The 20,052-nt window shown below is 69.6% G+C and carries 20 protein-coding genes; 10 read left to right on the forward strand and 10 right to left on the reverse strand.

Annotated elements, in window-relative coordinates:
* Nucleotides 1–10: 10 nt before the first annotated feature.
* Nucleotides 11–712 (reverse strand): response regulator transcription factor, encoded by a 702-nt coding sequence (locus AB5I40_RS21730; protein WP_370940569.1) that lies wholly within the window; start codon nucleotides 710–712, stop codon nucleotides 11–13.
* A 42-nt stretch (nucleotides 713–754) separates the two neighbouring features.
* Between AB5I40_RS21730 and hisN the strand changes: the two genes are divergently transcribed.
* A complete protein-coding gene (gene hisN, locus AB5I40_RS21735; RefSeq protein WP_370940343.1) occupies nucleotides 755–1,546 on the forward strand; it encodes a histidinol-phosphatase in 792 nt (263 codons plus the stop codon).
* Here the strand turns inward: hisN and AB5I40_RS21740 are convergent.
* From AB5I40_RS21740 to AB5I40_RS21765, 6 genes are all read right to left on the reverse strand, one after another.
* Nucleotides 1,540–1,803 carry a hypothetical protein gene (locus AB5I40_RS21740; RefSeq protein WP_354745346.1) on the reverse strand — a complete coding sequence of 88 codons (264 nt, stop codon included), beginning with the start codon at nucleotides 1,801–1,803 and terminating at the stop codon, nucleotides 1,540–1,542. The two genes, hisN and AB5I40_RS21740, sit on opposite strands and share 7 nt — an antisense overlap.
* Nucleotides 1,800–2,600, reverse strand: a complete 801-nt coding sequence (locus AB5I40_RS21745) for a TNT domain-containing protein (protein ID WP_370940344.1) — start codon at nucleotides 2,598–2,600, stop codon at nucleotides 1,800–1,802. Before AB5I40_RS21745 ends, AB5I40_RS21740 begins: the two co-directional genes overlap by 4 nt.
* A gap of 82 nt (nucleotides 2,601–2,682) precedes the next feature.
* Nucleotides 2,683–3,258 carry a GNAT family N-acetyltransferase gene (locus AB5I40_RS21750; RefSeq protein WP_370940345.1) on the reverse strand — a complete coding sequence of 192 codons (576 nt, stop codon included), beginning with the start codon at nucleotides 3,256–3,258 and terminating at the stop codon, nucleotides 2,683–2,685.
* Entirely contained in the window at nucleotides 3,248–4,177 is a 930-nt protein-coding gene (locus tag AB5I40_RS21755) for a hydroxymethylglutaryl-CoA lyase (protein ID WP_370940346.1), read from the reverse strand. The genes AB5I40_RS21750 and AB5I40_RS21755 overlap by 11 nt, the downstream gene beginning before the upstream one ends.
* 1 nt (nucleotide 4,178) lies before the next feature.
* The gene (locus AB5I40_RS21760) at nucleotides 4,179–4,754 is read right to left on the reverse strand and encodes a PH domain-containing protein (protein WP_370940347.1); all 576 of its coding nucleotides are present in this window, start codon (nucleotides 4,752–4,754) and stop codon (nucleotides 4,179–4,181) included.
* Between the two features lie 83 nt (nucleotides 4,755–4,837).
* The gene (locus AB5I40_RS21765; RefSeq protein WP_370940348.1) at nucleotides 4,838–5,647 is read right to left on the reverse strand and encodes a biotin--[acetyl-CoA-carboxylase] ligase; all 810 of its coding nucleotides are present in this window, start codon (nucleotides 5,645–5,647) and stop codon (nucleotides 4,838–4,840) included.
* An 80-nt stretch (nucleotides 5,648–5,727) separates the two neighbouring features.
* Here AB5I40_RS21765 and AB5I40_RS21770 point away from each other — a divergent pair, with 80 nt between their 5' ends.
* Together AB5I40_RS21770 and AB5I40_RS21775 are read left to right on the forward strand one after the other, a co-directional pair.
* On the forward strand, nucleotides 5,728–6,834 hold the full coding sequence (locus AB5I40_RS21770) for a C40 family peptidase (RefSeq protein WP_370940349.1): 1,107 nt from the start codon (nucleotides 5,728–5,730) through the stop codon (nucleotides 6,832–6,834).
* Between the two features lie 313 nt (nucleotides 6,835–7,147).
* Nucleotides 7,148–7,453: a hypothetical protein gene (locus AB5I40_RS21775; protein ID WP_370940350.1), complete on the forward strand. Its 306-nt coding sequence runs from the start codon at nucleotides 7,148–7,150 to the stop codon at nucleotides 7,451–7,453.
* Here AB5I40_RS21775 and AB5I40_RS21780 read toward each other — a convergent pair.
* On the reverse strand, nucleotides 7,413–10,340 hold the full coding sequence (locus AB5I40_RS21780; RefSeq protein WP_370940351.1) for a BTAD domain-containing putative transcriptional regulator: 2,928 nt from the start codon (nucleotides 10,338–10,340) through the stop codon (nucleotides 7,413–7,415). The two genes, AB5I40_RS21775 and AB5I40_RS21780, sit on opposite strands and share 41 nt — an antisense overlap.
* 69 nt (nucleotides 10,341–10,409) lie before the next feature.
* On the opposite strand from AB5I40_RS21780, the gene AB5I40_RS21785 reads away from it, so the two are divergent.
* The 3 genes from AB5I40_RS21785 (at nucleotide 10,410) to AB5I40_RS21795 (ending at nucleotide 13,162) form a co-directional block, all read left to right on the forward strand.
* Entirely contained in the window at nucleotides 10,410–11,270 is an 861-nt protein-coding gene (locus AB5I40_RS21785) for an alpha/beta fold hydrolase (protein ID WP_370940352.1), read from the forward strand.
* A 134-nt stretch (nucleotides 11,271–11,404) separates the two neighbouring features.
* A complete protein-coding gene (locus AB5I40_RS21790; RefSeq protein WP_370940353.1) occupies nucleotides 11,405–12,241 on the forward strand; it encodes an alkaline phosphatase family protein in 837 nt (278 codons plus the stop codon).
* Between the two features lie 111 nt (nucleotides 12,242–12,352).
* The gene (locus AB5I40_RS21795; protein ID WP_370940354.1) at nucleotides 12,353–13,162 is read left to right on the forward strand and encodes an NBR1-Ig-like domain-containing protein; all 810 of its coding nucleotides are present in this window, start codon (nucleotides 12,353–12,355) and stop codon (nucleotides 13,160–13,162) included.
* Nucleotides 13,163–13,288: 126 nt separating this feature from the next.
* Here the strand turns inward: AB5I40_RS21795 and AB5I40_RS21800 are convergent, their stop codons facing one another.
* Nucleotides 13,289–14,272, reverse strand: a complete 984-nt coding sequence (locus AB5I40_RS21800) for a GlxA family transcriptional regulator (protein ID WP_370940355.1) — start codon at nucleotides 14,270–14,272, stop codon at nucleotides 13,289–13,291.
* Nucleotides 14,273–14,342: 70 nt separating this feature from the next.
* Here AB5I40_RS21800 and AB5I40_RS21805 point away from each other — a divergent pair, with 70 nt between their 5' ends.
* Nucleotides 14,343–15,044 carry an NAD(P)H-dependent oxidoreductase gene (locus AB5I40_RS21805; protein ID WP_370940356.1) on the forward strand — a complete coding sequence of 234 codons (702 nt, stop codon included), beginning with the start codon at nucleotides 14,343–14,345 and terminating at the stop codon, nucleotides 15,042–15,044.
* Between the two features lie 31 nt (nucleotides 15,045–15,075).
* Nucleotides 15,076–15,951: an SRPBCC domain-containing protein gene (locus AB5I40_RS21810; protein WP_370940357.1), complete on the forward strand. Its 876-nt coding sequence runs from the start codon at nucleotides 15,076–15,078 to the stop codon at nucleotides 15,949–15,951.
* Here the strand turns inward: AB5I40_RS21810 and AB5I40_RS21815 are convergent.
* Entirely contained in the window at nucleotides 15,948–16,766 is an 819-nt protein-coding gene (locus AB5I40_RS21815) for a GNAT family N-acetyltransferase (RefSeq protein ID WP_370940358.1), read from the reverse strand. The genes AB5I40_RS21810 and AB5I40_RS21815 overlap by 4 nt on opposite strands.
* An 83-nt stretch (nucleotides 16,767–16,849) precedes the next feature.
* Between AB5I40_RS21815 and AB5I40_RS21820 the strand changes: the two genes are divergently transcribed.
* Nucleotides 16,850–18,394, forward strand: a complete 1,545-nt coding sequence (locus AB5I40_RS21820) for a hypothetical protein (protein WP_370940359.1) — start codon at nucleotides 16,850–16,852, stop codon at nucleotides 18,392–18,394.
* A 14-nt stretch (nucleotides 18,395–18,408) separates the two neighbouring features.
* Nucleotides 18,409–20,046: an acyl-CoA carboxylase subunit beta gene (locus tag AB5I40_RS21825; RefSeq protein ID WP_370940360.1), complete on the forward strand. Its 1,638-nt coding sequence runs from the start codon at nucleotides 18,409–18,411 to the stop codon at nucleotides 20,044–20,046.
* Nucleotides 20,047–20,052: the final 6 nt, after the last annotated feature.

Raw genomic sequence — 20,052 nt, forward strand, 5'->3', positions numbered from 1 at the left:
TCATCGGCGGCTACTCGACATTGAACCGGAACCCGACGCCGCGCACGGTCGCGATGCGCCGCTCGGCGTCGGAGTGCACCGGTTTCGCCTGCCTGCCCGCCGCCTCGTCAGCGGCGACCGCGAGTTTGCGGCGCAGCCAGGACATGTGCATGTCAAGCGTCTTCGACGTCTTGGACTCCAGGTCGTTCCACACCTCGGCGAGGATCTCGTCGCGGCTGACGACCTGTCCGGCCCGGCTCATCAGCACGCGCAGCAGTTCGAACTCTTTGTTCGCCAGCTGCACCTCGTGCGAGTCCACTGTGACCAGTCGCGCGCCGAGATCCATCCGGACGCCGCCCGCTTCCAGCACCTCGGGCACCCGGCGGCGCAGCAGCGCGCGGATCCGCGCGAGAAGTTCCGCGAGCCGGAACGGCTTGGCGACGTAATCGTCCGCGCCCGCGTCGAGGCCGACGACGAAATCGACCTCGTCCGTGCGCGCGGTGAGCATCAGCACCGGCAGTTCGGTGCCGCTCGCGCGCAATCTGCGGCACACCTCCAGCCCGTCCATCCCGGGCAGCCCGAGATCGAGCACGAGCAGGTCGACGCGGTGCGCGGCGGTCGCGGCCAGCACCGCCGGCCCGTCGGTGACGACCTCGATCTCGTACCCCTCCCGGTGCAGCGCGCGGGACAGCGGCTCGGCGATGGCCGGATCGTCTTCGGCAAGTAGGACCATGCTCACCTGGCCAACCTTACGGCGCACGGGCGTGAAACCATCGTGACCGTGCCTGCCTACTCGGATGACCTCGTTCTCGCCACCCGGCTGGCGGACGCCGCCGACGCGCTGACCACTGCCCGTTTCCGTGCGCTCGACCTCGCGGTGTCCGCGAAACCGGACCGCACTCCGGTGACCGACGCCGACACTGCCGTGGAGGACGCGATCCGCGAAATCCTCGCCGCCGAACGGCCCGGCGACACCGTCGCTGGCGAAGAACGCGGCGGCACCGCGGGCAGCGAAGGCCGCGCGTGGGTGATCGACCCGATCGACGGGACCAAGAACTTCCTGCGCGGCGTCCCGGTGTGGGCGACGCTGATCGCGCTCGTCGAAGACGGCACGCCGGTGGTCGGCATGATCAGCGCGCCGTTGCTGGGCCGCCGTTGGTGGGCTGCTCGCGGCGAAGGCGCGCACCTGCGCGACGCGGCGGGCGAACGGCGCATGTCGGTGTCGAAGGTGGCGACGCTCGGCGACGCCTATCTGTCCACGACGGACTTGAACAGCTGGACCGAGTACCACTCCCGCGAGAAGTACCTCGCGCTCACCGAGGCGTGCTGGGAGTCGCGCGCGTTCGGCGATTTCTGGAGCCACTGCCTCGTCGCCGAGGGCGCGATGGACGTCGCGGCCGAGTGCATCGTGAATCCGTGGGACGTCGCCGCCGCGCAGGTGATCGTGACCGAGGCGGGCGGCCGGTTCACCGATCTTTCCGGTGCGGAGACCTACGAGGGCGGCTCAGCGCTGTCCACCAACGGCCTCCTGCACGACGAGGCGCTGGCGATCCTGCGCCGTCAGTGAGCGCCGGGCAGCACGCCGACCGCGCCGCGCGCCACCTGTGACCAGGTCAGCCTGCCGAAGAGGTAGTGGCAGGCGACCTGTTCGGAGGTGAACGCGGCCCAGTCGTAGCGGTTGCCCTGCTCGCGCCAGAACACTTCCCAGCCGCCGTCCGCGGTCGGCAGCAGGCACCACGTGTTGTCCGCCTCGCGGCCGATCGACACCACTTCTTCGGGCACTCCGATGACGTCCAGCCACTTCCGGATCGACTGGGTGTTCATCGTGCCTCCCGCGTGACGTCAACCAGGAATCCCAGCGTGACCAGTTCGTCCGCGGAGAGCACCGCACGGTAGCGGATTCCGCCGCCCGGCCCGTCGAACCACTCCGCCGACGTGGCCTGCCACACCGGCATCGGCTTCAGCACGCGATAACGGCGGTAGCCGGAACGCAGCGCGGCGGGCGGCAAAGCGCGCTCCGCGAACGGCGTCCCGTCCGGCGCGAACACCCGGCCGTGATCGCTGCCGAAGCGGTCCAACAGCGTGTTTTCCGGCAATACCACCGGATTCGGCTCTTCGACGCAGCCCTCCGCGGGCGGCCACACGTATTCGGCGCCGACCACGAACCGGCGCTCCCACTCCGGACCCTCCGGCGGCGCATAGCCTTCAGTGACCGCCTGGGGCGGCTCCGGATCGACCGGCGGCGCGGGCGAACGGCGGAAGCCCTGCTTGACGTACCCGAGCACCGCGGTGTCGTCGAGGAGCGCCGATTCTGGATGGTCGAACAGCGGACGCCGAACGACACCTTCCGCAGGCAGCGGCAACTGCCGGTCCGGACGGTCCGCGGCCACCGGCAAATGCCCGAGCGGGAACATGTGCACGGCGAACAGCGCCAGCACGCTTTCCCGGTCCGTGCGCGGAGAACCGACCGGCGGACGACTGTGCGCGGGCAGCACGCCGGTGCCCGCGGGTGGGGTGGGCACCTCGTCGAAGCCGCGTTCGAGCAACCCGCCGTACTGCGCGGGCACGCGCACCGGGCCGGTGGCGACGTCGGTGTCTGCGGGTTCGGGTCGGTCGGACACTGGCACCCTCTTCTCGGTCGTGCCGGCACCGGGTCGGACGCTCGCTCGCACCGGAAGGTTCCGGGCGAGCGGGAAACCCACCTTATCGGGCGACGGGGATGCGCCGCCGCACCAACGCGCGGGCCGGGCCGCGCTCCTCGACCAACTCGAATCCCGCGTCGGTGAACATGCCGGTCGTGCCGTGGTAGAGGTCGGCGGCGGACCGCTTCACGTCCGACACCGGATATCCCTCGACGCTTTCCGCCCCTTGTTCGGCGGCGTAGTCGACGGCGGCCCGCAGCAACGCCGTCGCCAGCCCGCGCCGACGGCCGCGCCGGTGGATGTAAAAGCAGGTCACCGACCAGACCGCGCCCGGTTCGTCCGACGCCATCACGCGCGACCGCGCCAGCCGCGGATTGTCCTTCCGCGGCGACACGGCCACCCAGCCCAGCGGTTCGCCGTCGATGATTCCGAGCAGCCCCAACGGTTTCCCGTCCTGAGCCTCGCTACGGACATGTTCCTTGCGGCCCTCGCGACCGGCGGCCTTGTAGTCCGGACCGCTGAGCCGGAAGAACGAGCACCAGCAGCCGCCCTGCACCCCGCCCGGGCCGAAGAGCCGTTCGAACAACGGCCACGTCTCCGCCCCGAGCGGGACGAACTCGGGAGTGCTATCCGGCAAGCGCGTTCACAACCCGCGACGGCGACGGACGGCCCAGCTGCCCGGCCATCCACACGCTGGTCTCCACCAGCTTGCCGAGGTCGACGCCGTGCTCCACGCCCAGCCCTTCCAGCAGCCAGACCAGATCCTCGGTCGCCAGGTTGCCGGTCGCCGACTCGGCGTACGGGCAGCCGCCGAGGCCGCCGGCCGAGGAGTCCACAGTGGACACTCCGGCGCGCAGCGCGGCCTCGGTGTTGGCCAGCGCCTGGCCGTAAGTGTCGTGGAAGTGCACGGCAAGCGCCGAGGTGTCCCCGAACGCCTCGATCAGCCGGGTGACCTGGTTCGTGGTGGCGACGCCGATGGTGTCGCCGAGCGAGAGCTGCGAGCAGCCGAAGTCGAGCAGCCGCTTGCCCGCGCGCACGACCTGCTCCGTCGCGACCACGCCTTCCCACGGGTCGCCGAAGCACATCGAGAGGTAGCCGCGGACCTCGAGGCCCTCCTTGCGGGCCCGTGTGACCACCGGTTCGAACATGGCGAACTGGTCGTCGAACGTCGAATTCAGGTTGCGCTGGGCGAAGGTCTCGGTGGCGCTGGCGAAGATCGCGATGTGGTCGACGCCCGCGTCGAGCGCGCGGTTGAGGCCGCGGTCGTTCGGCACCAGCACCGGGTAGCGGACGCCGTCGCGGCGGTCGAGCCCGGCGAGCAGCTGTTCGGCGTCGGCGAGCTGCGGCACCCACTTCGGGTGCACGAAGCTGGTCGCCTCGAGAGTGGTCAGCCCGGCGCCGGCGAGCCGGTCCAGGAATTCGAGCTTGACCTCGACCGGCACGACCGAGCCCTCGTTCTGCAGCCCGTCGCGCGCCCCGACCTCCCAGATCTCGACCCGCGGCGGCAATCCGCCCGCGGGGACCCGTTCCGGCAGGCCGACCTCTCGAGCACCCACGTCAGCGTCTCCTTCCGCGCGGTTCCCGGCCGCGCGGGGGCAGAGGTTCGGTGTCCTGCGGACCGGGCGCGCCGTGGTAGTCGTCGTAGGGATTGTCGTTGACTTCGCGGTAAATGACCGTATGCACGTGCTCGACGTGGGGAATGTCATCGAAGCGCAGCGGCTCGTCCGAGGCCGACTCGATGATGAGCGTCCCGCAGCCGAAGATCCGGTCCATCAGGCCGTGCTCGAACTGCACGCTGTTGATCCGCGACAGCGGGATGTCGATGCCGGTGCGCTTGAGCACGCCCTCGCGCGCGATCAGCCGGTCGGTCGTCACGATGAAGTGCGTCGTGCGCCAGCGGACCAGCGGCGCGAGGAACAGCCACACCACGAGGATCAGCGCCACCGCGGCGACCGCGATCATCGTGACGTTGTTCCACGGCCCGGCGAAGTCCTTGGCGACAATGAGCAGCCACACCGCCGCGCCGACGGTGATCACGAACGCCAGGAACGGGAAGATCAGCATCTTGAAGTGCGGGTGGCTGTGCACCACCACGCGCTCGTTCTGGCTGAGCAAATCGTCCGGATAGGCCACGGCGGGCGCTCCCCTGCGAATGTGTGCCGATGTGGTGGATCCACCGTACCGGCGCTGGCCCCGCGCGGGCGCGCCCGTTCCGGTCAAACGGGGCGGACGTGCACCACATCACCGGCGAAAACGGTCAGCCGCCGCCCGTCGGCGACGTCGACCTGCAACTGGCCGGACGCGTCGAGGTCCGCGGCGCGTCCGGTGAGCGTCGACCCGTCCGGCAACTGGACCTGGACGTCCTGGCCGAGCGTGGCGCACCGGGCGCGGTAGTCGCCGAGCAGTCCGGCCTCGGTGAGGTCTCCGCCCGCGGTCCGCCAGCGGCGTTCGAGGTCGTCGAACCTGGTCAGCAGGCCGAGCGCGATCTCGGTGCGGTCGGTGGTCGTCGCGCCCTGCTCGGCGAGCGAGGTCGCGGGCAGGCCGCCCGGACCGGCCGGGACGTCGTCGCCGAGCGGCAGGACGTTGAGCCCGATGCCCAGCACCACGGCCGCGTCGTCGGTGCCGACGGCCTCGGCGAGTATGCCCGCGCACTTGGCCCGGTCCGGCCCGGCGAGCACGTCGTTAGGCCATTTGAGGGCGACGTCGACGCCCAGATCGGTGGCGAGCGCGTGCACTGCGAGACCGGCGACCACGGACAGTGAGCCGAGCGCGGAGAACGGCACGCCCGCCGGGCGCAGCGCGATGCTCAGGTACAGCCCGGCCCCCTTCGGCGAACTCCACGAACGAGCCCGCCGTCCCACGCCGGCCGTCTGGTGTTCGGCCAGCAAAACGGTCCGGTCCTCGGCACCTTCGGTGAGGGCTTTCCGCAGGTCAGCGTTGGTGGAACCGGTCGTCTCCACGACGTCGAGGCGGGCGTAGCGGCCGCCGAGTCCGTCCCGCAGCCGCGCCGCGTCGAGTTCAGCCATGTGCCCACAATATGAGAGTCCCCCTAACGTGCAAGCCGTTCGCTCGTTACCCAGAGGTGCGCTCTTCTAGATTGGACGCCGTGACGCCGGAGACCCCCACCGCCGACGCGCCGCAGAAGCCCACCTGGGCTCGCGGCGCGCTGTATCGAGGGCTCGTGGCGTTGCCGCTGGTCGCCGGACTCGCCACCGCGGGCTGGCTGGTCGCCGGACGCGATCAGCCCGCGCCCGTTCCGGCGCAGGCCGCGCTCACCGCGCCGGTGCCGACGCAGACCGTCAGCGGTCCGTCGGTGCTGCAGGCGAGCGCCCCGGTGCAAGCGCAGGAACCGGCGCAGGGAGCGGCTGGCGGAGGCGGCGGTCCGGCTCCGCTGCAGAAGTGGGCGGATTCGCTCGCCGGACCGTTGGACATCCCGGCCCCCGCGTTGCTCGGCTACGCGAACGGCGAGCTGACCATGCGCAAGGAGCGCCCGGACTGTCACCTGTCGTGGGTCACCCTGGCGGGCCTCGGCGTCGCCGGAAACAACCACGGCCGCGGCGACGGCGCCGCGATGGGGCTTTCGACGCCGCAGTGGAAGAAGTACGGCGCGCAGATTCCCGGCATCGCGAACCCGGCGCTGTCCGACCCGTCTTCGGCCTCCGTCGCCGCGGGCCGCGCGCTGTGCGCGAGCGGCGTCGACCTGTCCGCGGGCAACGGCTGGTGGAAGGCGCTGGCCGGGTACGAGAACGGCAGCGACATGGAGCTGTTCCGGCAGCGAGTGCTCGGCTACGCCCAGCTGTACGCGACGCTTTCCCTCGACCCGGCGAAGTCGAACGCGCCGTCGGTGCACGCCGCGCGGTTCGCGCTCGGCCAGCTCGGCCTGCCGTACGTGTGGGGCGGCAACGGCCCCGACGCGGGCGCGGCCGGGTTCGACTGCTCGGGTCTCACCAAGGCTTCCTACGACAGCGCCGGGGTTTCCCTGCCGCGCACGGCGGACAGCCAGTACCGCTCGGTGCCGCCGGTTCCGGGCGGGCAGGAACCGCAACTGGGCGACCTCGTCTTCTACGGCAGCCCGGCGCACATCCACCACGTGGGGCTGTATCTCGGGAACGGTCTGATGATCAACGCGCCGACCGAGGGACAGGCGATCCAGATCCACACGTTCCACCGGCCTGGCGACGACTACGCCGGGGCGGGGCATCCGGCGAACTGAGGTCGAGCCTCAGGACCAGCGGCAAAATTCCCGTTTCCGCACGCAGCGCCCGTCTGTCGCTTATGCTCCCGAGCATTCTTCCTGACGGGAAAGGCGCACCATGTCCGCTCGCATTCTCCCCTTTCTGGCCGTGGGCGCTGCCCTTCTGATCGCCAGCTGTTCCGGCGAAAGCGGCGGCACCGCTTCTCCCGCACCCTCGTCCGCGCCCGTGTCTTCTTCGGCCGCAAAGCCTTCACCGTCGACCTCTGCCGCGCCCTCGTCGTCGGCTGCTGAGGCGACCGGTGGTGACGCGGTCGAGCGATACGAAGCCTTCATGCACGCGGCGGGCAAGGAGGACCTCACGACGGTCTGCGAGATCGCCGGACCGGCCGCCAAGAAGGCGGAGAACGAGGGCATGGGCCCGTGCGAGAAGACGATGCCGATGGCGTTCCAGCTGATCTCCCCGACCCAGAAGAAGGCCCTGCAGACCGCCACGGTCGACCGGTCCAAGATCAAGGACGGCGCCAAGAGGGTCGAGATCCCGGCGCGCGCGGTGAAGGCGTCGGTCAAGTTCACCGACAGCGACCTCGGCGACGCGGTTATGGAGAATCGCGGCGGCAAATGGTACGTAGTCGACTGACCCAGTGCGCGGCACCGGCTCGGCGGGCCACTTCGGCGGCCTTGCGATAATGCTCGTCGGGCGGCAATCCCAGCCGGACGGCCAGCTCGCCCAGGTAATAGGCGACCGGCCCTAGCGTCACCATGCCGGAACCGGCACCGGCCAGTTCGTTCTCCGCTGGGATCAGGCGCTCGTACAGCTCGCGTGCGTCTCCGGTCGCGACGGTGAGGCAAGCGCGCAGTTCCAGGAACAGGTCCGGGCGATCCGGCGGCAACGCGAAGTCCACTGTGGACTCCAGGCCGTGCTGGACGTAAAGGCAATGCCGGGCCAGCGGCAGCAGGCCACGGTCCACTCCGGACATTCCACTGCCAGACAACCTGGCCGCGGCGCTGCGATAGGCGGCCTCGGCAGCGGCGACCGGGCCGGTGACGGCCAGGCGGAGCGCGCGGTACCAGTCGGTGAAGACGCTAACGAGCGGGAGGTCGTACCGCTCCCCCAGTCGATCCGCCGCAGTCGCGTGTTTATCAGCGGCGGCGAAGTCGGCGAGCGCTGAGCGGGCTTGCATCAGCACGAGGTGACCGAGCACTTCGAACGTCACCAATCGGTGCCGGGCAGCGAGTTCGACCAGTTCTTCGCCTATCCGGGCGCGTTCCGGGGCCAGGCCAGCACGGGTGAAGGTCTGCGTCCAGCGTGCGTTCAACGCCAACGCCAGCAGTGCCGGATCCTCGGCGGACCGCGCCAGTTTCTCCGCTTCGACGGCTGCGTCGTGGGCGCGTTGACCGCCTTCGTTGCGCAGTTCCAACGCGATGGTCGCGAGCAGCCGGGCGCGGACGAGCGGGTCGGTGACGTGGACGTGTTCGGCGGCGTCGGCGATACGGCGGGCCAGCGCGGGATCGTCGTTCTCAGTCCAGATTCCTGGCACGTCGAACGCGGTCAAAACCCGGATGGTCAACGTGGTGTCGGCACCGGCGAGGTCCAATGCCTCGGCACGGTAGCGGCGCGCGGCGGCCAAAGACCCGGTGAACGCGGACGTCCGGGCGAGACCCATCAGCAATTCGACGGTACGCGGGCCTTGCGCCAACGCGGCTTGCCAGAGTCGAAGTGCTTCGTGCGGCGCGAAATCCCGTTCGGCGCGTTCCGCCGCTGCTTGCGCATAGGCGGTGCCGCGATCGTCTCCAGCGAGCAGGAAGTGGTGCGCCAGCAAGGAAATCTCGGACGGTCGGCGGCTCGCCAAGGCCTCGCCGACTTCACGGTGCAGCTGGGCGCGCCGAGCCAGCGAAAGGTCGTCGTAGACAGCGTCGCGGACGAGCGCGTGCGCGAAGCGGAAAGCCCGTGGGCCGCTTTCGGTCAGAAACCCTGCCTGTACAGCGGTTTCCAGCCCATCCAGGACGTCGCCGAGCAAGCCGAGGTCGACGTCCGCTCCGATTACCGCGGCTTTTCCGAGCACCGCGCGCACATGGTCGGGCAGCGCGGCGATTCGGTTCCGGACGACGTCGCGCACTCCGTCCGGCAAGTCGCCTTCGGCATCCCAAGCGCGAGCTAGTTCCTTGACGAAGAACGGATTTCCGCCAGACCGTCGATGAATCACCGCAGCGGACTCCGGACCGACCAGTTCGGCCACTGCCTCGACCGAAAGCCCGCCGAGGTAAAGCCGAACTGGGTCGGCGCGCGCAAGCCTTCCCAACGCAGCGGTCAGTTCCGCGGAGACCTCGGTCGTCCGATACGTCGCGAGCAACAACACTGGAGCCGCGGTCATTGACGTCAGCAGCGCCAGAGTTTCCTCGCCCGCCCACTGCAAATCGTCCAGCACAAGCAGCAGCGGACCCCGGCGAGCCACCTCCGCGATCCGCGCGGTCATCGCCTGATGCCACTCGAACCGCGCCACCGCAGGATCGCCACCCGCAGACCGCGGCGGGACCGGTTCGCCCAGCGCGGCGAGAATGCGCGTCCACGGCCAGGCGGGCGGCACCCCGGCACCGTCCGGATTCATTCCCCACGCCGTCGTCCAGCCCAGGCGTGCGGCGAATTCCTCGACCAGCGCGGTCTTTCCCGCGCCCGCCTCGCCGGACACGAGTACGAGCCGGAATCGCTTGCGGTCAACGACTTCCGCCGCGACTTCGGCAAGCCGCGTCAGCTCCGCGTCTCGCCCGGCCAACCGGCCAGGAACCGACGGAGCCAACTGCGGAGCTTGCGCGAGAATATCCTGCTCCACTTGCCGCAACGCCGGTCCAGGATCGACGCCCAGTTCCGCCGCCAGCCCGGCCCGCGCCCGGCGCAACGCGGCAAGCGCATCACCCTGGCGTCCGGCGCGGTACAACGCGAGCGCCAGCAACCGCCACGCTTCCTCGCGCAGCGGATGAGCGTCCACAAGGGACTCCAGATCCGGTACCGCTTCGGCGGCGCGGCCGAGATCCAGCAAGCCAGCCGCCCGTCGTTCCAAGGCGAGCAACCGCAACTCATCGAGCCGAGCCCGTTCGGCACGCGCCCACGATTCGTCGGCGAACTCCGCATACGGCTCGCCCCGCCACCAGCCGAGCGCCTCGTCCAGCTGCGCGACCGACGGCGTCCCGCGCAGCAAAGCCTCGAATCGCCACGCGTCGACCTGCTCCGGTTCAGCACGCAGCGCATACCCAGGCCCGGCGGTGACCAGCAGTTTCGCTGGCGTCCGCGGCGGACGGTCCGGTTCCAGCGAACGCCGCAGCGCGCCGACGAACGTCTGCACCGCGCCGACCGCGCCCGCTCGCGGCTCGGTCCACAACGCGTCGACCAGCGCGTCCGTCGAAACCACCTGTCCGTGGGCGACGAGCAGCCGCGCGAGCACCAGGCGATGCCGCGGGCCGGGCAGCGGCACCGGCCCGCGCGCGTCGTGGGCCGCCAGCGGGCCCAGCACCGAGAACGAGATGGTCATCAATTCGTACTGTAATCAGCTCAGTCGGCGCTGATCGGTTGCTGATCGGCCCGGCGCACGCTGGGTCGCATGAACTTCGACCACCAGCGGGTGCCCGTCGCCGACGGCGTGTCCCTCAACGTGGCGGTCGCGGGCTCCGGCTCGCCGATCGTCCTGCTGCACGGCTTCCCGCAGACCCACCTGATGTGGCGGCACGTCGCCGCCGACCTCGCCGCCGACCACACCGTTCTGTGCCCGGACCTGCGCGGCTACGGCGACAGCGACAAGCCCGCCGACGCCGGCGAGACCTACTCGAAGCGCACGATGGCCACCGACGTCGTCGCCCTCGCTCGCGCCTTCGGGCACGAGCGCTTCGCACTGGCCGGACACGACCGTGGCGCGCTCGTCGCGATCCGCGCCGGCCTCGACCACCCGGACCACGTGTCCCACCTGGCCATCCTCGACGTGCTGCCGACGCTGGACATGTGGGACGTACTGCACGGCGTCAGCGCGGCGGTCGCCTTCCACCTCTACCTGATGGCGCAGCCGCCCGGCCTTCCCGAGCAGCTGATCAGCGGCGCGCCAGACGCGTTCTTCAGCTACTTCCTCGACCAGTGGGGCGCGGACCCGGAGTCCATTCCGGCCGACATCCGCGCCCGATACCTCGAAGCGAGCCGGAACGCCGTCCCGTCGATCGTCGCGGACTACCGCGCCTCCGCGGGCGTCGACCTCGAACACGACCGCATCGACCGGGACACGGGCCGCCAATTGAAGATGCCGACGACGGTGCTGCAGCAGGGCTGGGGCGACGCGCTTGGCTTCGACGCGGCCGCGCTCTGGCGCGCGTGGGCACCGGACCTTGTGCACGAAACAGTACACAGTGGACATTTCATGGCCGAGACTTCCCCTGCCAGCGTTACGAAATCCCTGCGGGACCTGCTCGCGCGCTGACCCTTCGAAAGTCGTGCCCCGGACGAGTGGTCGCCAGTAATTCACCCACCGACCGCTCTCCGGGACACCTTCTCCGTGGCACGGTCTATGCCGCTCCCACCTGAGCGCATTTCCCGACCGATCTTGGAGGACCCGTGTTCCGCAAGCGGATCGTGGCCGCCGTCGCGACGGCAATTCTCGGTGCGGCAACCGCCGCCCAACCCGCCTCAGCAGCGGCGACCGTGCCCACCTTCGACCACGTCGTGCTCGTGATGTTCGAGAACGAGTCGTCGACGTCGATCGACTCGACCACCGCGCCTTACTTCGCCTCGCTCGCCGCGCAGGGAGCGAACTTCACCGACTCTCACGCGCTTACCCACCCGAGCCAGCCGAACTACGTCGCGCTGTTCTCCGGCGACACCCAGGGCGTCACCGACGACACCTGCCCGCAAAACCTCGGCGCGGTGGACAACCTCGGTTCGCAGCTCGCCGGCGCGGGGAAGACCTTCACCGGTTACTCGGAGTCCATGCCGTCCGACGGCTACACCGGCTGCTCGTCCGGCGAGTACCGGCGCAAGCACAACAGCTGGGTCGACTTCTCGAACGTGCCCGCGTCGAGCAACCTGCGCTACTCGCAGTTCCCGTCGGACTACTCACAGCTGCCCAGCGTTTCGTTCGTGACGCCGAACATGTGCAACGACATGCACGACTGCTCGGTCGGCACCGGCGACACCTGGCTGAAGAACAACCTCGACGGCTACGCACAGTGGGCCAAGACGCACAACAGCCTGCTGATCGTGACGTTCGACGAGGACGAAGGCACCTCGACGAACCAGATCTACACCAGCTTCACCGGCGCGCACGTGAAGCAAGGCGACTACTCGGAGACGATCAACCACTACACCGTGCTGCGCACCATGGAGGCCGCCAACGGTCTCCCCGGCATCGCCAACGCGGCGAACGAAACGCCGATCACCGACGCCTGGCAGTGACGCGCGCCGGTCGCGGCTGCCTCGCCGGGGCCGCGACCGGGGTGCGCCCGGCTGTGCCGAACTGGAATGTCAGACTGGTCCGACCAGCGGATCTGACAACCAGGGAGAGCGATGGGCGACGGGCAATCTGCCGCCGAGGTGCTCTCCGCGGAACTCGCCGCACTGCGCGCGCGGGCCGGGAATCCGTCGTTCCGCAAGATGGCTGACCGCTCCGGGCAGATCTCGCATACCACGTTGCACGAGGCGGTTCGCGGCACCCGGTTCCCGTCGTGGGACACCACGCGCGAGTTCGTCCGGGCCTGCGACGCGGACGAACAGCAGTGGCGGCGACGCTGGGAAGAGCTGAAGGGCGTGCCGCCGGAGATCCCCACGGCCGAGGTCGCGATCGTCAACACGGCGGCGGAACCGGTGCTGATCACCTCGGAACCGGTCGCCCCGGAGAAGCCCCGCCGCCGCAAATACGCGCTGGCCGCGGTCGCGTTCGTCGTCGTGCTGCTCGCCGCCGTCGCCGCGATCGTGGTGCCGAAGCTGACCAGCGGCACCATGGTCGACGTCGGCGCGCGCCTCCCCGGCGACAACTCCGAGTTCGTCGGCGACGTGACCGTGCCCGACGGCACTGTGATCCACGTCGGCGAGACCGTCCAGAAGGTGTGGGAGCTGAAGAACACCGGCTCGGTCGCCTGGCATCAGCGGTATCTGCAGCGGATGGATCTGCCGCCGGCCCCTGGCTCGTGCCGCACCCCGGACCGGGTGCTGATCGGCGACACCCCGCCCGGGGACCACGTGATGGTGAGCGTTCCGCTGACCGCCTCGCCCGCGCCGGGGCGCTGCTGGATCGGCTGGAAGATGGTCGACGCGAAGGGCGCGGAGTTCTTCTCGACCCGCCGCCCGGTGTATGTACTGGTGACCGTCGTCTCCTGACGGGTGTCAGATTCTGTAAGACCTGGTCACCGGGGTACCGAACACCCCAGCCCGCTCGACAGGATGAGTCCCGCTGGGGGTCGGTCCGTGGCAGCCCGCGAACAGCGCTGCCACGGACCGCCGCATTCAGGCCGGCCGGCGGAACGTCGTCCGGTAGGCGCTCGGCGAAACCCCGAGCGCGGCTTGCAGGTGCTGGCGCAGCGACGCCGCCGTCCCGAATCCGCACGCCGCGGCGACCCGGTCCACCGGCAGCTCCGATTCCTCCAGCAACTGCCGCGCGCGCTCCACTCGCTGCTGGGTCAGCCACTGCAGCGCCGACATCCCGACCTCGTCCCGGAACCGCCGGGTGAACGTCCGCGTGCTCATCGACTCGCGCACCGCCAGGTCGCGCAGCGTGATCGGCTGGTCGAGATGCTCCAGCGCCCATGCCCGCGCGGCCGAGGTGGACGACGACCGCGGCTCCGGTACCGGACGGCGGATGAACTGTGCCTGACCGCCCTCGCGATGCGGCGAAACGACCGTGCCGCGGGCGACCTCGTTGGCGACCGTCGCGCCGAAGTCGCGGCGGATCATGTGCAGGCAGAGGTCGATGCCGGACGCGACGCCCGCCGAGGTGAAGACGTTGCCGTCCTCGGTGTAGAGCACGTCCGGGTCGAGCTGCACGCGCGGGTATTCGAGCTGGAACTCGCACGCCGAACGCCAGTGCGTGGTCGCGCGGCGGCCGTCGAGCAGGCCCATCGCGGCGAGCACGTACGCGCCGGTGCAGATCGAGGCGATCCGGCTGTCCGGGCACACCAGGCTCATCGCGTGCTTGAGCTGCGGGGTCAGCTGCCGTCCGGTGGGCTCGTACTCGAGCGACGACGCGGGCACGATCACCGTGTCGGCCTCGGCGACCGCCTCGGGACCCTGCGCGACCGGGATGGTGAAGTCCGAATCGGTGCGGATGTCGCCGGGCTCCGGCGTGCAGGTGACGACCTCGTACAACCGCTCGCCGTCCGCGGATTTGGCCTGGCCGAACAGCCGGTGGACGATGCCGAGCTCCATCACGAGCATGCCGTGCCGCACCAGCACCGCGACCTTGTGCCGCTCCGGATGACGAAAAACAGCCATGGCCCGATTCTTGCACAAGGTGGCCATCGGGCCACTGTTTTGGCCGTTTCGCCGGTTGCACCCTGGCCTCATGAACGTCTTGTGGATCTACGCCCACCCCGACCCCGCCTCGCTCAACGGCGCACTCCGCGACGAGGGTGTCACGACGCTGCGCGATCTCGGCCATGACGTGCGCGAATCCGATCTCTACGCGATGCGCTGGAACCCGATCGTCGACGAGATCGCGACCGTGCCCGAGGACGTCCGGATCGAACACGAGAAACTCGACTGGGCGGACACCGTCGTCGTCCAGTTCCCGCTCTGGTGGGCGGACACGCCGGCCATCCTGAAGGGCTGGTTCGACCGCGTTTTCGTGCAGGGATACGGCTACGACTACCGCGACGAAACCGGTCACACTCTGCGCTACGGCAACGGCGTGCTGGCCGGGAAACGCGCGATGGTCATCGTCACCGCCGGGGCGCACGAGGACAGCCTCGGCCCGCGCGGCGCGCACGGTTCGCTGGACGATCTGCTGTTCAACGTCCAGCACGCCACGCTCTTCTACACCGGCATGACGGTCCTGCCGCCGCTCAAGGTGACCGGCACGAACCGGATGACGCCGGAGAAGTTCGACTGCGTCGCCGAGCGGCTGCGCAAACGTTTGCACTCCGTGGAAACGACCGATCCGCTGCCCTATCGCACGCAGGACGGCGGCGACTACGACCGGCGGCTCGTCCTGCTGCCCGAGGTCGCCCCAGGTCAGACGGGGTACGCGGTACACCTGACGGCTTGACCCGTATATACCTCCGTGGTTATATACGGGCATGGCGATCCTGCGAACCACTCCTGGCGGACGACCGAGCGTGAAACTCGAACGGACCCTGGCGCATCCGCCGGAGAAGGTGTGGCGCGCGGTCACGTCGCCGGAAGAGCTGGCGCATTGGTTCCCGGCGGCCGTCTCACTGCCGGAGACCCCGGTGCCGGGCGGGAAGATCACGTTCACCTTCACCGAAACCGGAGACGTCAGCGATGGCGAGATTCTCGGTTACCGGCCGCCGGAAGTCTTCGAGTTCACCTGGAACTCGGACCTGATCCGGATCGAGGTGTCGCCCGACGGCGCGGGCAGCAAGCTCGCCTTCACGCACGTTTTCAACCGCGGCGAACCGGACATCGCGCTGCTCGGCGCGGGACGGCACGTCACCGGTTGGGTCGCCTGCCTGGATTCCCTCGAAGCCACGCTGGACGGCCGGGAGCCGGAGATGCCGACCGACTGGCACGCGCGGATGGTGCACTACATCGAGGAATTCGGTCTGGAGGACGGCGAAGTCCTGGACGGCGGGACGATCCGCTTCCGCCGCGACCTGGTCTGGCCGCCTGCCGAGGACGTCTGGAATCGGTTGCCCCAGCCGGAAGACGGGGCGGAGGTGCTGGAGTCGCGGTCGCCGGAGGTGCTGGCCTACACCTGGCTGCACGACGGGAAACCGGCCGGGCGCGTGCGGTGGGAAGTGACCGCGGACCCGCTGGACGGCGTGCGGGTGGAGCTGACCCAGACCGTTCCGGCGGAGCTAGCTGATCAGCTGCCGGACTTGCTGACGGCGCGGCATGAGCAGCTGAACGCGTTGTTCGCCGGGACGTTCAAGGTGGAGCTGGAGCCGTGGTCGGCGGAGCGTCGGGCCGAGATCAGGAAGCGGTACAGCTAGCCGAGAGCGGTGTTGTACGGCGAAAACCGCACCTCCGCCGGTCCCGGCAACGCCTTTCCGTGGAGCACCAGCCGCGGTGCCGGACCGTGGACCGCCAGCCCGCGCGCCTCGCACCACGCCGACAGCTCCGGGAACCGGTGGTCCACCGCCAACCGGAGATCGCCCGACGCGGTACGGGCGATGCCTCGAATCAGCGCGCGGGCCTGGTCCTCGTCCGCGGCCACCACCGGACCGATCACCAGCACCCCGGCTTGCGCGGTGCCGAGCGCGTAACCGTCGTCAGTCACGTAGACGTGGTCGGCCTCAAACAGCATGCGGTTCAACAACTCTCGCCGTGCGAAGCCTTGTGCCGCACTGTCCAATTCGTACACTCGCGCCACGTCCGCCGGACCGATCGGCCGCGCCGCTGGGCCGTCGTCGTCGGTGAACCGGCCGCGATGGTCGTTGCAACCGCCGTCGAACTCGAAGCCCATCGATTCGTACAGCGGACGCGCTTTTTCCGTGGTGTGCAAGGAAACCACGGCGTCACCGGCCGCGTCGAGCGCCTGCGCCGTCACGCGACGGCCGAGCCCCTGCCGCGCGAACCGCTCCGCGACGACGACCATCGACACGCTCGCGGTCGGCCCGGTCCGGGTGAGCACCGCCGCCGCGGCGAGGCCGCCGTCCGGCGCGTCGATGCCGAATCCGCGGCCGACGTCCAGCAGCATCGCCCATTTCCGTTCTTCGCGCGGCCATCCGCGATCGGTTCCGAGGTCGAGGCAGGCGGACAGATCGGCGGGCCCGAGCGAGCGGACCGAGGCGTCGGCGAGCAGCACGCTGCCCACCCTAGGCCGGACAACGCCGGTCAGGGCCAGGCCGAAGCCGAAAATTCAACTGACGCCGGTCATAGGCTTCGTTGGTGACCGACTCCGAAGTGCTGACCGTCCAGCAGCTTCTCGGCGACGGCCGGTTCGCCGAAGTCGGCGAGGTGCGGCTGACCGAAACCGATTCCCGCACGGGCTATGTGGCCGTCGGGGGTGCGCTGGGACGTCCGCTGTGGGCCGGGCACAGCGTGGAGAGTTCGTCCGGCCCGACCTCTTGGAACCGCGTCGGCCTCTACCGCGCCGACACGCTCGAATGCGTTCACCTGGTGCGCCTGCATTGGCCGGTCAACGCGTTGGCGTTTCATCCGGAGCTGCCGATCCTCGCCATCGGCTCCGGGTCGTACGACGGCGGCTATTTCTACGAGGGTGAACTGACCGTTCTTGACCTCGAATCCGGCCACGCGACCTCTTTGCTGAAGGACCGCCGTGAGGTCACCGGACTTCGCTGGCGCGACCGGCACACCCTCGACGCGAAAATTTCGGTCCCCACCGAGGACGACGAGGAAGAGCTCGGCACCACCACGATGGACGTCACCATCGCCGTGCCGGACTGGCGAGCGGTGCAAGCCCGTTCACTGCAGGTCAACGGCGTCGCTGCGGCACCAACTGCCGCGCCGTTGCCCCAGGAAAAACGCCGACGGCAGGTGTGGGCGGTCGCGGCGTTGAGCGACGGACGGATTCTCGCCAGTCTTGATCAGGTCGCCGTGGAGTGCTGGTCGGCCAACGGCGAACGCGAATGGTCCGTGCCCACTTCGGGCATTGGCTGCCAGCTCTGCGTCGACCCCGCCGAGAACACCGCCGTCCTCAACACCTGGACTGGCTGGACCGGATCGGCCTCGACTGTCGAACGTGTCCGGCTGGCCGACGGACACGTCGAACCGGTCCGGGCTTTCGACCATCCCGCCGTGGTCGTCGCCGACGAAACCGGGCAGCTCGCCATCCGTCCCCCTTCCGGGCCGACCGAACTGCTGTCCTCGGAAAGCCGCGTCGACCTCGGCGGATACGACCTGATCAACCATTTCTTCGACATCCGCCGCGCGCCCACGCTGCTGTTCCTGCAAGGCATGGGCCCGCGAGCGCACGAGGACAAATGGGTCGTCGCCTTCGATCCCGCACGACGGCGAACCGAGCGCTTGTTTCCTCTCGAATGGGACGCGGCCCAGAACCGGCACCTCTTCGGCGGCCCTGGCGTGTTCGTCGACGGCTCGATCGTCCACGCCACCGCGGTCTACAACGGCGCCGGAATCCTGCCGGGCAACTCCTGCGTCGTCCGCCGCTCCTATCCCGACGGAAAAGCCCAGTGGGTCTTCACCGCCGACCACCAGGTCACCGCGATAGACACCATCGGGTACACCGTCTACGTCGCGTTCAACTCCGGCGAGCTCGTCTCCCTCGACGCGGCCGACGGTCGCGAACTCGCACGGCAGCACCTGCGGGTCAACGGCCACCCCGTCGTCCCGCTCTCGCTGAGCGCGCGAGCCCCGGACCGGCTCGTCGTCGGCACGCTCGACGGCCGCGTGCTGGTGTGCGAAACGGCGACGAGGGAGTCCTACGCCACACGCGCGGCAACCGCGCAGTAGCTAAGCTCCGCCACATGAGCAGTGCGACGCAGCCGCTCGGGACGCCGCCCGAGGGAGAACCGGACATCCACACGACGGCCGGCAAGCTCGCGGATCTCTACCGCCGCTACGACGAGGCCGTGCACGCCGGTTCGGCGCGCGCGATCGAGAAACAGCACGCCAAGGGCAAGAAAACCGCCCGCGAGCGGATCGATCTGCTGCTCGACGAGGGCTCGTTCGTCGAGCTGGACGAGCTGGCGCGGCACCGCTCCACGAACTTCGGGCTGGAGAAGAACCGCCCGTACGGCGACGGCGTCGTCACCGGGTACGGCACCGTCGACGGCCGTCCGGTGTGCGTGTTCAGCCAGGACGTCACCGTCTTCGGCGGCGCGCTCGGCGAGGTCTACGGCGAGAAGATCGTCAAGGTGATGGACCTGGCGATCAAGACCGGCCGTCCGATCATCGGCATCAACGAGGGCGGCGGCGCGCGGATCCAGGAAGGCGTCGTGTCGCTCGGCCTGTACGGCGAGATCTTCCGCCGCAACACCATGGCCTCCGGCGTCATCCCGCAGATCTCGCTGATCATGGGCGCGAACGCGGGCGGGCACGTCTACTCCCCCGCGCTCACCGACTTCGTCGTGATGGTGGACGAGACGTCGCAGATGTTCATCACCGGGCCGGACGTCGTCAAGACGGTGACCGGCGAGGACGTCACCTTCGAGGAACTCGGCGGCGGGCGCACGCACAACACCAAGTCGGGCGTCGCGCACTACCTCGGTTCCGACGACGAGGACGCCATCGCCTACGTCAAGGAACTGCTCTCCTACCTGCCGCAGAACAACCTGTCCGAGCCGCCGGAGTTCGACGCGGACGTGCCGCCGGCCGGGTTCTTCGAGAACGTCACCGACACCGACCGCGAGCTGGACACGCTCATCCCGGACTCGCCGAACACGCCGTACGACATGCACGAGGTCGTCACCCGCGTGCTCGACGACGGCGAGTTCCTCGAGGTGCACGAGCTGTTCGCGCCCAACATCCTGGTCGGGTTCGGCCGGGTCGACGGCCAAAGCGTCGGCGTCGTCGCGAACCAGCCGACGCAGTTCGCCGGCTGCCTCGACATCGACGCGTCCGAGAAGGCCGCCCGGTTCGTGCGGACCTGCGACGCGTTCAACATCCCGGTGCTGACCTTCGTGGACGTTCCCGGTTTCCTTCCCGGCACCGACCAGGAGTGGAACGGCATCATCCGCCGCGGCGCGAAGCTGATCTACGCGTACGCGGAGGCGACCGTCCCGCTGATCACGGTGATCACGCGCAAGGCCTACGGCGGCGCGTACGACGTGATGGGTTCCAAGCATCTCGGCGCGGACATCAACCTGGCCTGGCCCACTGCGCAGGTCGCGGTGATGGGCGCGCAGGGCGCGGCGAACATCGTGCACCGCAAAACGCTGGCCAACGCGGCGGCGGAGGGTAAGGACGTCGACGCACTGCGCGCGGACCTGATCCAGGAGTACGAGGACACGCTGCTCAACCCGTACGCGGCGGCCGAACGCGGTTACGTCGACTCGGTGATCGTGCCGGCGCACACCCGCGGCCACGTCGCCAAGGCGCTGAGCCTGCTGCGCACCAAGCGCGAATCGATGCCGCCCAAGAAGCACGGCAACATTCCCCTGTGAGGCCGC

It is taken from the genome of Amycolatopsis sp. cg13, assembly GCF_041346965.1.
Taxonomy (GTDB): domain Bacteria; phylum Actinomycetota; class Actinomycetes; order Mycobacteriales; family Pseudonocardiaceae; genus Amycolatopsis.